The following is a 13653-nucleotide window of genomic DNA, read 5'->3' as shown; positions in this document are numbered from 1 at the left end:
ATCTCGAATTGGCCGATGGCTAGTCCGAGATTTTTTTAGTTGCTACCAGTTTGCACTTGCAATCAGTCGAGGAGCACGTTAAAATTGTTAGCTGACTAACAAAATAGGAGGCGGAGATTTTGGCGAATCGAAGACTAGGGGCTTGGCTGCGAGATGCCGAGCACCAAATGAATCAAGAAATGAATGACTTCGCGCGCGACTATGGGCTCACGGGGATGCAAATGTCCGTCATTGACTACCTCGGTCGACGAGGGGATGCGGTGACCTATCAGGTGGACGTTGAACGGGAGTTTCACGTTCAACGGTCGACAGCATCACTGCTAGTGAGACGGATGGTTGAACGAGACTTGGTGAAACGGGTCGTGGCAACGATAGATAGCCGCAAACGGCAGTTGCAGCTGACTGCGAAGGGCCAAGAACTGGTCCCCATCGTCACCGCACACCTGGTACAACAGGATGCCAAGATGGTTGCAGGGTTGTCAGTCAGTGAGGCGGCCGCTTTTCAACGCGCGTTGATTCAGATTTCGCATTGGCATCATTCAACATCAGAGGAGGAATAACTTTAAAATGACGAAGACAGACAGAATTGATCCACGGGTCGTAGGTGCCGTATTGGCAACTGGCCTGATGTCCCTGAGCGGGGTCATCGTTGAGACGGCGATGAACATTACCTTCCCGACCTTAATGAGGCAGTTTAACGTAACGACCGGGACTGTGCAGTGGATGACGACCCTGTATCTCCTGATTGTCGCTTGCATCGTCCCAATTTCTTCGTACCTCAAGCGGCGTTTTAAGCTAAAACAGCTGTTTATCGTCGCCAACCTACTCTTTATCACGGGGTTGGTCGTAGACGCTTGTGCAACTAGCTTTCCGTGGCTATTGACCGGCCGGGCTATTCAAGGATTTGGGACGGGGATTGCCTTGCCCTTGATGTTTAACATTATCTTGGAACAGGTACCGCTTAGCCGGATTGGTATGATGACGGGAATTGGTACCCTGATTACCGCCATTGGGCCAGCCATTGGCCCCACGTATGGTGGAATCTTAGTTACCCGTTTAAATTGGCGATATATTTTTTGGATTCTCCTGCCCTTCTTAGTGATTTCATTCTTTGTCGGAATTAAGACCATTAAGCAGGTGGCACCAACCACGCATGAGCACTTTGATTTTTTGAGCATGATGGGGATTATTGTGACGTTTGGTGGTCTCATCTTTGGCTTTAGCTCGCTGAGTAGTCAGCCGTTTCTCAGCTGGTCGGTGGGCGGTGCGCTCCTACTGGGAGTTCTCGGCCTATTGTACTTTGTCAATCGTTCGAAGCGGAGTGCCCACCCGTTGATTCAGCTGGCAGCCGTCACTAATCCAGCGTTTGCCTGGCACTTGGCGGCTTTCTTCTTGCTACAGATCACGGCGCTGGGGCTGTCATTTGTCCTGCCAAATTACCTCCAATTGGTTAATCAACAGTCCGCCTTTATTGCGGGTCTGGTTGTCTTGCCGGGGGCAGTTATTGGGGCTGCTTTTTCACCAATTGGCGGGCAAATTTTGGACCGCTTTGGTGCTAAACGGCCAATCCTATTAGGTTTGACGCTGGTCGCTATTATGCTGGCAGTAATGATGAGCTTCGCCCGCAGCCTGTCCGTTTTGGCAATTCTGGGCCTCTACGTGGGTTACATGGTTGGCATTGGTCTGGCATTTGGGAATATTATGACCGCTGGCTTGAAGCGTTTAGACAGAAACTTAAAGGCGGATGGTAATGCGCTAATGAATGCCATGCAGCAATTTGCCGGTGCCATGGGGACGGCAATCGTGTCGGCCATCATTGGTGCCAGTCAGGCGGGAAGTGTGGGCAGTACGCTCGTGAAGACGGCGGCTGGTTCACAGTGGGCCCTGCTGGTCTTATTAGTGGCGAGTGTTGGAACGCTGGTATGCATGATTATTGGACTGAAATTGAGTAAAGTGACGACCGTCCAGTAATTACTGAGGCTGGTGTCAAGTTGGTAGCGTTACTGTCCTAACTTAGGAGGGTAACGCTATTTTTTATTGATTTGTCGCGTGCTAAACTTCACTTACAAAAGGTCAAACGAACTGATGAAAGTGAGGCGAACGACATGAAATTTGACTGGCGGTATGCGTTTCATTCATTCTGGTATCTGATGGTTCTAGTCATTTTATTGAGTACGTCAGTGGTCGCACAACACCACGCGCTGCGCTTAACGGTGGGGGTGGTGTTGGCCTTCCTGATTATCGACAGCTTCTGGACGTGGCAGTACCCTTACTTCAATCGCTTCGGTCGGCAGGGACCTTCAGCATTGATCGACCTGGGGTTATTCGGTTTAAGTGCACTGCTAGCACTGTTGCTAGGGGGTGGCTGGTCAGCTCATGAGTGGGGGCTCTTAGCGTTTAGCCTAGCGAGTCTAGGCGGGACGTTGGATGGATATCTTGCCAAACCGACAAAGATTCAGCTAACCCAGACCCGTGCGCAACTTCGGAAAAAGGCAGAGATTCTACGTAATTCGTTGCGGTGACAGTGAACTGTAAATATTTATTTCTAGTTCCGACTATCTACGGTCGGAGCACAACCAGGGCTTGAGACTTTTGTCTCAGGCCCTGGTTGCATGAAAAAAAGAAGTCCAAGACGATTAGTCTCGGACCTCAAGATTTTGGTAAAAAGCGCTTAATTAGCGCCTTTTAAATTGTATTTAGTTGTAAGCTTACTCGGCTGCGTAAGTCCAGTCGTACGAGAGGAGCTGATGGAACCGTTCGCCAATGGGGACCCAAAGTTTAGCTTTGGCAATGTTGGCGATGGACTCCCAAAACAGGGGGTCTTGGCGTTCCTGATCGCTCAGGTTAATGTTGACGTAACGCCCAGCTTCCGTTTGGGCAATGACGTAAGGGTAGAAAACCTTCGTGATCCGGGCGGGAGTAATCGTGTGAATTTTAGGGTTGTCATCAATCAGCATATTACACGCTTCCTTTCAAGTTATGAACCCAGTATATCGAGAAAACGTGAAGGAAACTAGCGATTTTCGTTAAGGATTATCTGAGAATTTCTTAGTTTTCCTTAGTGTCCTTCAGGGTCACGGTAAATAGAGCACCATTGGGAAGGTTGTCTGTGATGGTGATGTGGCCTTCGTTGAGCTTGACAAGTTGGGAAACAATGGCTAATCCTAGGCCATTCCCTTCAATCTTAGTGGAACGGGAAGCATCGACTCGGTAGAAGCGTTCAAAGACGTGGGTGCGTTCAGATTCGGGAATCCCTGGGCCGTTGTCACCGACTACTAGGCTGACCAAACCAGGTCGTTGGGTGACGGTGACTTGGATGGGTTGGTCAGTGGGTGAGTATTTGTGGGCATTATCCAGTAGGGCCGTCAACACTTGGTAGAGCATGTCAGCATTGCCTAACGCCAGCGCGGGCTGGTCAGGAACGGTTAACTCGATTGGCTGTGGGATCAAGGGTTGATAGTGACTGACTACGCTGGTGGTCAGCTCGGCCAAATCAAGGGATTGTAGGGTGACCGTCGCTTTATCGGCGCGCGACAAGTGTAGCAGGTTTTCAATCAAATGTTGCATTCGCAGTGACTCTTGGTCGATGAAGCCAATTGACTCGGGGATGACCTCAGGATGCTTATCACCCCGCCGCTCAATTAGTTTAATGTTACCCCGAATCGTGGCAATGGGCGTTCTGAGCTCGTGAGAGGCGTCGGAAATAAACTGACGTTCTCGTTCTAGACGGCCATTTTGAGCAGCTAATAGTTGGTTGAAGTCGCGAGCTAATTGGGCCACTTCGACCGGTTCCTGTGGCTGAGGTAATTCTGGCTGGGTGAGTTCGGGAGTGGCCGCCGCTTGTTGGGCCGCATTGGCGAGGGCGATGGTGGGGGCACTCAGACGTTTGGCTAAACGTCGAACGTAGAGTAAGCCAATCAGTAGGCTCAAGCCAATGGCGATAATCAGCACAGCGATTAAAACGTGAAGGTTGCCTACTAGTACGTGCATCCCAATGAAGAGAAAGTAGGTTTGTGAGCGAGTCTTTAACATTTCCGAGAAATAGAGCCCCCAACCCTTGATATAAACCAGATGGGTGAACGGCACTGACCAGGTATTGGCCTTAGCCAGCGCGGCAGTGTGGGGTAACAAGGAAGTGGTTTCTCCCTTAGCATTCTTAACGAGAACAAAGGTGTTATGTGAGTTTAGACCACTTCCCTTGTTGACCATAAGCCAGTCTTCGAAATTACTGACCTGAGTCGTTTGTAAACTGGTACTCAGTTGTTGGGCCTGATCCTGGGCACGGAGAAGTTGGTCAACGGTTAGGGTGACACTGACTGTGAGCACAATGATTAAGCCAATGGTCATCAGGAGACTGGTTACGGAGTGGCGGATAATATCTTCGTACGTTCGTGGCTGAGAGTTAGTGCGCATCACGATCATCTTCCTTTAGACTGTAACCAACGCCCCGAATGGTATGGAACAAATTAGGAGCATCCGCTACGTCGATTTTATTTCTGAGGTAACCAATGTAGACGTCGACCACGTTTTGTTGGCCCAAGAAGTCGACCCCCCAGACATTGTCGAGTAGTTCGTCGCGAGTGAAAACCTGGCTCGGATGTTGCATTAAGAAGAGAAGTAGGTCGTATTCCCGTTGGGTCAGTTGAACGGTTTCACCAGCGCGGTCGACCTGGCGGGTCTTAGTGACTAGGGTGAGGTCGCCGAGATGGTAGGTCTGATCTAGGCCACTCTGGTGGGCAGTCCGTCGTTGAATCACCCGAATCCGAGCGAGTAGCTCTTCAATTTCAAATGGTTTTGTAATATAATCGTCAGCCCCATTATCCAGTCCCGTAACCTTATCACCGAGATAGTCGCGGGCCGTCATCATAATGACGGGCAGGTCGTCGTGCTTGCGAATTCGGCGGAGGACTTCCATCCCGTCCATCTTAGGGAGCATCCAATCGAGGAGGACTAAGAGCAATTTATCTTTTTCTTGCTGGTAGGTTTCCCAGGCGGCCTCACCATCGGTGGCGGTCAGCACGTCAAAATCTTCGAAGGTGAGTTCTTTAGCAACGTAGCTGGCAAGGCCTTCTTCGTCCTCAACGAGTAAAATTGTATTCTTCATAAATGGTCTGACTCCTTTATTTGACGAGCTTTAGTGGCATAGTATCATAAAAAAGGTTTTCGAAAATAAGAAATTCATATTTTAAGCTTAAAGTAGGTTCAAGATTTGCCCCCACTCTGGATGGTATAACTAATACATCGAAAGCAATCAGACAATCAAACCAAGGAGTGGTGAACATGACTAAGATTAAATCAATGATGACTAAAGTAATGCTTGGGGCAATGACGGTAACGACTTTATTGGCAACTTCGGCGGGGGCCTCAGCGGCAACCACCTCAACGGTAGCAGTGGCCACTCCACGATTAGACGTGGACACGACCGTTGAAATTGGCTCCCGGCCCAACGCCGAGATCCAGCCAACTAAAATTCGCTTGAAACGAGTGACAACCAAAGCCATTTCCAGTCAAGTACAGACGGTGATCGATGCCAGTGCGTTGAACCTGGATAACCGACACACGGAGAGTCAGCTGAAGTAAGCAACATCGCCAAACGATGCCAGTTGTTCAGCGCAATGCCAACCAACCAGAATAGAAGCTATCTGACCAGTAACGGCGGGACCGTTGCTGATTTTTTAGTTTGGTTCGGTACTTCCAAGTGGTGGAATGTGGCCGCCACCCTGGCACCGGTGGCTACAGCGACGATGACAAGCTAAACAGCATGAGGGGCGTATCGCTGGTTAAGTGATATCGCTTGAGATTATGTTTAGACTGCTGTGTAGCGCTTACTTAGCTTATTCTAGCATACTTTTACGGCATCAATTGTGCACAATGAAGCATGGCTTGGCAGTCTACAAAAATGGAGAAGAAAGTACCCAGCTTTCGGTACATTCTTCTCCATAATTTAGTTGCTCTTATTTGTAGTTATAAGTAAATTGAATTAATACGTAGCCGTGGGTGATTAGACCGGAAGTGGTTCTTGTGACCGCACCCCACTCTAATCACTGGAGACGGAACTCAATTCGATTACTTAATGACGTCAGCAATGGGGGCATTGCCGTTAACCATTTCGATAATTTGCTTTGATTGTGGGTGTTGAACGATAGCCACCACCGTAGCCGCAACGTCTGTCCGACTAATTTTCTTGTTGTCACTGGCAGCGGAATTGGTCGTGATTTTGCCGGTGGGGGCGTCATTGGTTAAAATTCCTGGCCGGACAATTGTATAGTCCAGGGCAGTCCGATGACGTAACCACTGATCGGCGTAGTATTTGGCTGCATAATAAGGACGAATACCTGATTTATCCCAGAAGGAGCGGTCGTCGGTGCCCATTGCACTGACGATGATAAAGCGCTTGATTCCGGCTTTTTCAGTAGCAATCATTGACTTGATGGCCCCGTCCAGATCAATGTTGATGGTCATGTCATCACCAGTACTGCCACCAGAACCAGCGGAGAAAATCACGGTGTCAACGCCTTTCATGGCCGGCAGTAGGTCTTCAACGGTGCCCATCAGATTAACATCGCGGGCTTGGCCACCTAATTTGGTAATGGTTTCAGCCTGCTCTGGTTTACGAATGCCGCCGTAGACGGTCTCACCAGTCGCTGCGAGTTGTTCCACAATGTGCTGGCCAACGTGACCGTGCGCACCAATAATTAATGTTGTCATCAAAATACCTCCATTCGAAAGTTACCTTACAAACTTCACCATAAATGTTTTTAGCTATAATTTCATTAATAATGACTTGTGAATTATGCTCAAATTCATAGATGATTGGAAAAATTGACGCCTTACCGGGTGAGATTGCTTGCCTATTAATGAAGATTCGTTATTCAAGTTAGTTTGATAAATTCTTAAAGCGTATGATTGTTGCAGCGGTGTATCTGCGTTAGCCGAGAGGGTGAGCTGGTAGGTGCTCAGCCATGAAATTTCTCTTAGCTGAATGGTCTTCTCAGGTTGGAGAAACGTCGATCTTGGAAACCGCGCTTTGGCTCAAAATTGTACCTATGGTGTTCCGGCACCTACCAGCTCACCCGGTAAGGCAGCCAAGCGAAACACCGTGCAATCATTGGCTTAGTAACGATTCAATTGTGTACACTTATTTGTGAAGTAGATTACGATAGCTTTGAACTGGTTTTTCGCCTGATAAGCCGTATAATAGAGACAAATCATCCCTGACAGTTAGATCACCCACTGGTTCCGTTTGGGGGGAGTAGTGGTGACTAGTTAAATGTAACCGTTTTAACTAAATTGAACGTATCGGACTAACTGTGATCGGGGAGAACTTTATTAGAAAAGGGGTCGTTAAATTATGGCAACGATTTTAGTTCTAGGTGGCGGATATGCTGGCATGCGTGCCATCAAGTTCCTGCAGAAAGAGGTTCCCAGTCAAGACAAGATTATTTTGGTTGATAAGACCGGAACGCATACAGAAAAGACCAATTTACATGAGGTGGCCGCAGGAACTATTGCGCCGGACCGGATTACGTACGAAATCAATGATGTTATTGGCAGTCGGGTCGAGTTTATTCAAGACACGGTCACGAACGTTGACGTTGATCAAAAGCAGGTAGCCTTGGCTGACCATGAAGCGATTACGTACGACTATTTAGTCTTAGCGTTAGGCTTCCAGTCCGAAACCTTTGGCTTGAAGGGTGCAGCTGAGAATGCTTTACCGATGGATGATTTGGAGACGTCAGAGGCGGTTTACCGCCACATTGAAGATAAGATCAAGGGTTACGCGGAGACCAAGGATGAGAATGATTTAACCATTGCCGTCTGTGGTGCCGGGTTTACTGGAATCGAGTTATTAGGTGAGCTGAGCCAATCCTTACCAAAGCTACAGACCCGTTACAACACACCCGCCATCAAGGTTGTGTGTTTAGAAATGGGAAAGACGATCCTGCCAATGTTTGATAAGTCATTAGCTGACTACGCTCTGAATTTCATGTCTAAGAACAACATTGAAATGAAGCTGGGCGCAGCTATTACTGAAATCAAGCCAGGTGCTGTGGTTTACAAAGACAAGGATAGTGAAGACGATACGGAACATGAAGTTGCTGCTAACACGATTGTCTGGACCGTTGGGGTCAGTGGCTCCCAAGTCATTGCTGACTCTGGCTTTGAACAACGTCGAAACCGGGTCGTTGTTAAGGATGACTTGAGCTTAGAAGGCCACCCAGAAGTCTACATTGTGGGCGACGTTTCCGCTGTAATGGATCCAGAAAGTGGCCGCCCATACCCAACTACCGCGCAAATTGCGTTGGCTTGTGGGGCTCAGGCTGCTAAAAATATCGGCTTATCGTTACGAGGACACGCAACTCGGCCGTTCGTTTATAAGTCTAGTGGGACCGTTGCCTCTCTGAGTGATCGGGATGGTATTGGTGAAATCTTTGCCAGCAAGCGTAAGATTCATGGTTACATTGCTTCAGCTATGAAGAAGGTTATCACGGATCGTTCGCTGATGGAAAGTGCTCACCTGAGTACTACGCTGGCTAAGGGGCGTTTCGACCTGTACCACTAAAACAGAAGTGAGTTACTGACCGGTAGACGGGCAATAATGTTCTGTTACACATCGGCGAAACTGACGGAAAATCAATTGAAAGCCTGACATGAATTTGTCAGGCTTTTTGTGTTTCCTTTAGAAGGGATGAGACCGTTAAGGGGGGTATGTAATGCCGACCTACCAACAAGACCATTGAACTTATAAGATTGATTAGTCCGATTTTATTCGTTTCGAGTGGTGCAGCAGCATAAATAAAGTAAATATAAAAAAATTCCGTTAATGGGTGGGTAAAGTTAGCCGGCTCGCCTATTTAATGGTAAAATGATTAGAAAAGGGGGAAGACGATGCTACAAAAACGTCTAACCACACCACTAGGTCCGGTCACGGCAATGTCCGATGGCCTCGCTTTGACGGGACTGTGGTTTACCGATCAGAAATACTACGGTAGCACGATGCCGAGATTAACGGTAGTCAGCGACCGGCCGGTGTTTGATCGGGTTCAAACGTGGCTAAATGCCTACTTTGCTGGGGAACAACCGACTATTGATTTTCCAGTGAAACCACAAGGAACACCGTTTCGCCAAACGATTTGGTCATTGCTACAAGAAATTCCGTACGGAAAGGTCTGCACGTACGGGGAGTTAGCAAGCCTTGCGGCTGAACAGGTCGGCCATTTTGTAGGTGGTCAGGCGGTTGGTGGTGCAGTGGGACACAACCCAATTAGTATCGTGATTCCCTGTCATCGGGTGGTCGCAGGGAACGGGGATCTGACCGGTTATGCCGGTGGATTGACCCGTAAAGTGGCTTTGTTGCAGCTGGAAGGACAACTGACAGATGCGGCGGACCGGGTGACTTTCACAAAGAACTAGGGTGTTTGCTGAATGTTTACCGATTTATTACTTATTGTGCACAAATCTATCGTACAATGAGCTGCTAGTTATGCTATAATCAAGCGTGTTCAAAAGCTGAGGAGTATCACAGTTAATATACATAACCAGCAAAATTTGACGGGTGTTTTTTCACGAAAGGGGTTCCTTCTTTCGTTAGAACGCGTATAATTTTAGTCAGCTTAGGGCGTTAGTTAGGTTTACTAGCATCCGGGGGGGATTACTAGCGAACGAAATTTAAATAAAATATGGTGTGTGAACGATTGGAGGTATCACGATGGCTGCATCAGAAACTAAGGAGCGGATTGCTGAGGCCTTGGCTTCGTTGTTGAACCACAATACATTTGATAAGGTAACTGTTCGGGAAATTGCGGATGAGGCAGATGTCCACCGCAAAACTTTTTACTACTACTTCGCGGACAAATATGAGTTGTTAGCGTTTGTTTACGAGCACTTCATTGTTGAAGCGCCACGCCGCGAACAACCATTAACCTTGACTCTGGAAAATTGGCGTCCGGCCGTTATCCAATTATTGGAGCGGATTGCGGATAATTCAAAGATTTTCCTAAACGCTTACCCCTATGATGATGGGGTTTGGCGCCAGTCAATGAATGAATTTGTGGCTTCACGACTGTCAATTTTGCTACATGCAATGCCGGAGTATCGGTATTTGAAAGAAGACGTTATTGATAAATCAGCAGAATTTATTGCTGCAGGTTCATTGGGCATTATCAACAAATGGGCGGATGATAGTTTTACCGCCAGCCCAAGAACGGTCCTCGACCAAATTACGACGGCCAACCGGCTGATGAACGGGATTTTGGATCGTTGGAAGTTAAGTTAAACGTTTGCGTAAAGTTGTTGGCGAAAGCTGGCGGCTTTTTTTGTAGACCAATTTTCGAAAAATGCAACCGTTTGAAACAACCAAGGCTTGGTTGTTTCACAAACATTTTGATTATTATATCACAAACGAGTTGCTGGTATTAAGCGGTTGACGGGGGTATAGTTACCTTTGTAAGAGGTTACATTGTGAATGCAAATGGACCTATAAGGAGGAATTATAGTATGGCTTATCAAACGACCAATCCCTATACCAATGAAGTCGTCAAGACTTATGAAAATGCCACGCCCGAGTACGTTGAAGAAAGTTTAGCTAAGGCGCAAAAACTCTATAAAGAATGGCGGAATGATCCAGTTACCACCCGGATTCCCGTACTGCACCAGCTAGCTCAGCTTTTTCGTGATGAAAAGGATCGCTTAGCTAAAGTATTAACCACAGAAATGGGTAAATTGTTTACGGAAGCGCAGGGTGAGGTCGAACTCTGTGCGATGATTGCGGATTACTACGCTGATCATGCGGAAGAAATGTTGAAGCCCCGAGCGATTGAAACGATTGCTGGTGAAGCACAGCTGGAAAATCACCCACTGGGTGTTTTAATGGCCGTGGAGCCCTGGAACTTTCCGTACTACCAAATGATGCGGATCTTCGCACCTAACTTTGCGGTAGGTGACCCGATTGTGTTTAAGCATGCCGCTATTACACCAGGTTCAGCTCTCGCTTTTGAAGATGCTGTTCGGCGGGCTGGCGCACCAGATGGTTCGCTGACCAACCTCTTCTTATCTTATGACCAAGTGTCACAGGTGGTTGCTGATAAGCGGGTTCAGGGGGTTGCCTTGACTGGTTCTGAACGAGGCGGGGTTGCCGTCGCTGAAGTTGCCGGCAAATATTTGAAGAAGAATACCATGGAACTGGGTGGTGTCGATGCCTTTATCGTGGCTGAAGATGCCAATATGGCTGACGTAAACGCGGTTGCTCCACGAGCACGATTGTACAACGCAGGTCAGGTCTGCACGTCTTCTAAGCGGTTTATTGTTACGGCTAACCACTATGATGAATTCTTGGAATCTTTGAAAGCGGCCTTTGCCAGCGTCAAGTTGGGGGACCCAATGGATCCAACCACGACGTTGGCACCGATGAACTCTAAGAAGGCCAAGGAAAAGTTACAAGCCCAGGTTGATGAAGCGATTGCTGGTGGTGCCACTGCGTACTTTGTTCATGATGCGGTAGATAGTGATGGTCAGTTCTTCTTGCCAACGATTTTAACGAATATTGACAAGGATAACCCTGCTTACGGAAAAGAAATGTTTGGTCCCGTAGCGCAGGTTTACAAGGTGGCCAATGACGATGAAGCTGTTGAATTAGCTAATGATGCTGACTACGGCTTGGGTGGTATTGTCTTTGCTGGGAGCGCTGAATCTGGTGCTGCACTGGCTTCACGGATTGAGACCGGAATGGTCTTCGTAAACACGTTCTTCAGCTCACTGCCAGAGCTTGAATTTGGTGGTGTTAAGAAGTCTGGCTTTGGTCGTGAATTAGGCCAAACTGGGATTTCGAGCTTTGTGAACCAAGAACTCGTGGTTAAGCGGGAACATCCTAATGACGATGAAACTGGTGGACTGATTCTGCCACACAAGTTTTAATTTAATATAAATTAGGCGGAATTCCCTTGCTTTCAAGCAAGGGATGAATGCCAATATACCTTTCGTTGATCAGTAATACTCATATGCTATCTCCATAAATATTATTGTAAGACGCTTTGCTATGGATACAGTATATTCATATGGTACGCTGGTTATCAAGCAAAGGGAGGTGGCAGTTTATGACGAAAACGATGTCTCAATTACCTTATCACTATGGGGTTAAGCTCCGAGTCTTCCCTTCAACCGAGCAGAAACGTCTGATCAAACGTAACAGTGACGCTAGTCGGTTTATTTATAATCAGATGAACGGAATGAATAATGACCTGTTCTGGTTAAAACAAGTGAAGATTCCAATTACAATTGTCTTGGATCGAATCGCTGATCTGACTGCACGTCTAAAGAAGCCATCGACTGCTATCTCCAATATTCATGGGTGGTTAAATCACCCGGATTTTGACAGTCTGATGAAAGCCAACGCTATCAAAAATTACAAGACTGCTTGGAAGCTATTCCACCAGGTTCATCGGGCCGGGACGCCTAAGTTCCATAAGCGTGGCTACACACAGACTTATCAAACATCGTGTCTTTATAGTGCTAAAGTGACAGTCCCAACTATGGAGAATGGTAGCGTTAGACTAATCGACAACCGCCATCTACAACTACCCAAGCTAGGGTATCTCCGATTCAAGGAGCTTCCATTGAGGATTTTAGACCGGGCTAAGGACATTAGAATTGGGACAACAACGGTCTCAATGGACGCTGTGGGCCATTACTTTGTGTCTCTACAGATTGGGTCAGAATACTCTTTTGCTGTCAAACGACCGGTCGTCAAATCTAAAGTCGGCATTGATTTGAATCTTGACAATTTTCTGACAGACTCCAATGGACAGGTGATTGATAACCCCCGTTACTACCGAGTGATTAAAGGAAAGCTGGCTAAGGCTCAACGGAAACTGTCACGGCGAGCCAGACGAGCTAAAAGGAGTCAACGACGGTTATCAGAAGCAAAGAATTATCAAAGACAACGATTATTAGTGGCCAAATTACAACTTAAAGTTGCCAATCAACGTAAGAACTTTTTGCACCACGTCTCTACGACCTTGATCAAAAACCACGATTTAGTTGTAGCTGAAGAACTGCGGAGTAAAAACATGTTACGAAACCACGTTTTGGCAATGAGCATCTCGGACGTCGGTTGGCGAACACTTTTGAACATGTTGTCCTACAAAGCTGATTTGTATGGCCGGAAGTTTTTGACGGTCAATCCTCAAAATACAACGCAAACTTGTAGCCATTGCGGTTACGTCATGACCGGGAAGAACAAGTTGACGTTGGCTGATCGCAAGTGGACGTGTCCTAGTTGTGGGACGTTTCATGTCCGTGATCATAATGCAGCTAAGAATATTCTAGCTAAGGGGTTAGCTACCTTATAGGAAACGAGTCCGTCTGGCAACCTGCGGACCTAAAAGGCTTTGGTAATTAGCGGATAAGTCCTATTCGTAGGCTAACGCTGTATCTAAGCAAGTTGTGGTCACCATGCCAAAGGGTGTGGTTCTCACAAGCGTCCGTTTTTTAAACGGGCGTGGTTGACTCGCTGGCTACAAAATTTGAAGGTAAAGTCAATCCGAGGGTTTGGGACGAGGGTTCCAGACCCTTTTGGCGTTCCGAACGAATATCGTCGAAACGTGCGATAAAAGGCAGTTAATCCCGCTTAACCTCCAAAAGACCAACGATTCGAGA

The 13653-nt window shown here is 47.4% G+C and carries 14 protein-coding genes; 10 read left to right on the top strand and 4 right to left on the bottom strand.

Going from position 1 to position 13653, the window contains the following annotated elements; genetic code table 11:
- The first annotated feature begins 119 nt into the window (after window positions 1-119).
- The 3 genes from AB3Y94_RS06735 to AB3Y94_RS06725 all read left to right on the top strand — a co-directional run bounded on the left by AB3Y94_RS06735 (window position 120) and on the right by AB3Y94_RS06725 (window position 2522).
- Entirely contained in the window at window positions 120-560 is a 441-nt protein-coding gene (locus tag AB3Y94_RS06735; protein ID WP_367295562.1) for a MarR family winged helix-turn-helix transcriptional regulator, read from the top strand.
- A gap of 7 nt (window positions 561-567) precedes the next feature.
- Window positions 568-1971, top strand: coding sequence for an MFS transporter (locus AB3Y94_RS06730; protein ID WP_367295561.1), 1404 nt, complete (start codon window positions 568-570; stop codon window positions 1969-1971).
- Between the two features lie 134 nt (window positions 1972-2105).
- Window positions 2106-2522 carry a hypothetical protein gene (locus tag AB3Y94_RS06725; protein WP_367295560.1) on the top strand — a complete coding sequence of 139 codons (417 nt, stop codon included), beginning with the start codon at window positions 2106-2108 and terminating at the stop codon, window positions 2520-2522.
- 186 nt (window positions 2523-2708) lie between these two features.
- Here the strand turns inward: AB3Y94_RS06725 and AB3Y94_RS06720 are convergent, their stop codons facing one another.
- From AB3Y94_RS06720 to AB3Y94_RS06710, 3 genes are all read right to left on the bottom strand, one after another.
- Complete coding sequence (locus AB3Y94_RS06720; RefSeq protein ID WP_367295559.1) at window positions 2709-2957, bottom strand: hypothetical protein; 249 nt, start codon at window positions 2955-2957, stop codon at window positions 2709-2711.
- A 91-nt stretch (window positions 2958-3048) separates the two neighbouring features.
- Window positions 3049-4413 (bottom strand): sensor histidine kinase, encoded by a 1365-nt coding sequence (locus tag AB3Y94_RS06715; RefSeq protein ID WP_367296490.1) that lies wholly within the window; start codon window positions 4411-4413, stop codon window positions 3049-3051.
- Complete coding sequence (locus AB3Y94_RS06710) at window positions 4403-5104, bottom strand: response regulator transcription factor (RefSeq protein WP_367295558.1); 702 nt, start codon at window positions 5102-5104, stop codon at window positions 4403-4405. Before AB3Y94_RS06710 ends, AB3Y94_RS06715 begins: the two co-directional genes overlap by 11 nt.
- 176 nt (window positions 5105-5280) lie before the next feature.
- Between AB3Y94_RS06710 and AB3Y94_RS06705 the strand changes: the two genes are divergently transcribed.
- Window positions 5281-5580, top strand: a complete 300-nt coding sequence (locus AB3Y94_RS06705; RefSeq protein ID WP_367295557.1) for a hypothetical protein — start codon at window positions 5281-5283, stop codon at window positions 5578-5580.
- 35 nt (window positions 5581-5615) lie between these two features.
- A complete protein-coding gene (locus tag AB3Y94_RS06700) occupies window positions 5616-5756 on the top strand; it encodes a hypothetical protein (RefSeq protein WP_367295556.1) in 141 nt (46 codons plus the stop codon).
- A 310-nt stretch (window positions 5757-6066) separates the two neighbouring features.
- Here the strand turns inward: AB3Y94_RS06700 and AB3Y94_RS06695 are convergent, their stop codons facing one another.
- The gene (locus tag AB3Y94_RS06695) at window positions 6067-6708 is read right to left on the bottom strand and encodes an SDR family oxidoreductase (protein ID WP_367295555.1); all 642 of its coding nucleotides are present in this window, start codon (window positions 6706-6708) and stop codon (window positions 6067-6069) included.
- 643 nt (window positions 6709-7351) lie between these two features.
- Here AB3Y94_RS06695 and AB3Y94_RS06690 point away from each other — a divergent pair.
- The 5 genes from AB3Y94_RS06690 to AB3Y94_RS06670 all read left to right on the top strand — a co-directional run bounded on the left by AB3Y94_RS06690 (window position 7352) and on the right by AB3Y94_RS06670 (window position 13346).
- The gene (locus AB3Y94_RS06690) at window positions 7352-8563 is read left to right on the top strand and encodes an NAD(P)/FAD-dependent oxidoreductase (RefSeq protein ID WP_367295554.1); all 1212 of its coding nucleotides are present in this window, start codon (window positions 7352-7354) and stop codon (window positions 8561-8563) included.
- 326 nt (window positions 8564-8889) lie between these two features.
- Window positions 8890-9414: a methylated-DNA--[protein]-cysteine S-methyltransferase gene (locus tag AB3Y94_RS06685; protein WP_367295553.1), complete on the top strand. Its 525-nt coding sequence runs from the start codon at window positions 8890-8892 to the stop codon at window positions 9412-9414.
- Window positions 9415-9709: 295 nt separating this feature from the next.
- Window positions 9710-10276 (top strand): TetR/AcrR family transcriptional regulator, encoded by a 567-nt coding sequence (locus tag AB3Y94_RS06680; protein WP_367295552.1) that lies wholly within the window; start codon window positions 9710-9712, stop codon window positions 10274-10276.
- 221 nt (window positions 10277-10497) lie between these two features.
- The gene (locus AB3Y94_RS06675; protein WP_367295551.1) at window positions 10498-11913 is read left to right on the top strand and encodes an NAD-dependent succinate-semialdehyde dehydrogenase; all 1416 of its coding nucleotides are present in this window, start codon (window positions 10498-10500) and stop codon (window positions 11911-11913) included.
- 179 nt (window positions 11914-12092) lie between these two features.
- Window positions 12093-13346, top strand: a complete 1254-nt coding sequence (locus AB3Y94_RS06670; RefSeq protein WP_367295550.1) for an RNA-guided endonuclease InsQ/TnpB family protein — start codon at window positions 12093-12095, stop codon at window positions 13344-13346.
- The last annotated feature ends 307 nt before the right edge of the window (window positions 13347-13653 follow it).

This window comes from Levilactobacillus yonginensis (genome assembly GCF_964065165.1).
GTDB classification, from domain to species: Bacteria; Bacillota; Bacilli; order Lactobacillales; family Lactobacillaceae; genus Levilactobacillus; species Levilactobacillus yonginensis_A.
Note: the sequence above shows the minus strand (reverse complement) of the source record. Positions and strands in the feature narration are given on the sequence as shown.

Excerpts from the sequence above, each read along its gene's own strand:
- AB3Y94_RS06715 (WP_367296490.1), bottom strand. The coding sequence starts at position 4,413 with ATGCGCACTAACTCTCAGCCACGAACGTACGAAGATATTATCCGCCAC.
- AB3Y94_RS06670 (WP_367295550.1), top strand. The coding sequence starts at position 12,093 with ATGACGAAAACGATGTCTCAATTACCTTATCACTATGGGGTTAAGCTC.
- AB3Y94_RS06675 (WP_367295551.1), top strand. The coding sequence starts at position 10,498 with ATGGCTTATCAAACGACCAATCCCTATACCAATGAAGTCGTCAAGACT.
- AB3Y94_RS06730 (WP_367295561.1), top strand. The coding sequence starts at position 568 with ATGACGAAGACAGACAGAATTGATCCACGGGTCGTAGGTGCCGTATTG.
- AB3Y94_RS06725 (WP_367295560.1), top strand. The coding sequence starts at position 2,106 with ATGAAATTTGACTGGCGGTATGCGTTTCATTCATTCTGGTATCTGATG.
- AB3Y94_RS06705 (WP_367295557.1), top strand. The coding sequence starts at position 5,281 with ATGACTAAGATTAAATCAATGATGACTAAAGTAATGCTTGGGGCAATG.
- AB3Y94_RS06695 (WP_367295555.1), bottom strand. The coding sequence starts at position 6,708 with ATGACAACATTAATTATTGGTGCGCACGGTCACGTTGGCCAGCACATT.
- AB3Y94_RS06680 (WP_367295552.1), top strand. The coding sequence starts at position 9,710 with ATGGCTGCATCAGAAACTAAGGAGCGGATTGCTGAGGCCTTGGCTTCG.
- AB3Y94_RS06690 (WP_367295554.1), top strand. The coding sequence starts at position 7,352 with ATGGCAACGATTTTAGTTCTAGGTGGCGGATATGCTGGCATGCGTGCC.
- AB3Y94_RS06685 (WP_367295553.1), top strand. The coding sequence starts at position 8,890 with ATGCTACAAAAACGTCTAACCACACCACTAGGTCCGGTCACGGCAATG.
- AB3Y94_RS06720 (WP_367295559.1), bottom strand. The coding sequence starts at position 2,957 with ATGCTGATTGATGACAACCCTAAAATTCACACGATTACTCCCGCCCGG.
- AB3Y94_RS06710 (WP_367295558.1), bottom strand. The coding sequence starts at position 5,104 with ATGAAGAATACAATTTTACTCGTTGAGGACGAAGAAGGCCTTGCCAGC.
- AB3Y94_RS06700 (WP_367295556.1), top strand. The coding sequence starts at position 5,616 with ATGCCAACCAACCAGAATAGAAGCTATCTGACCAGTAACGGCGGGACC.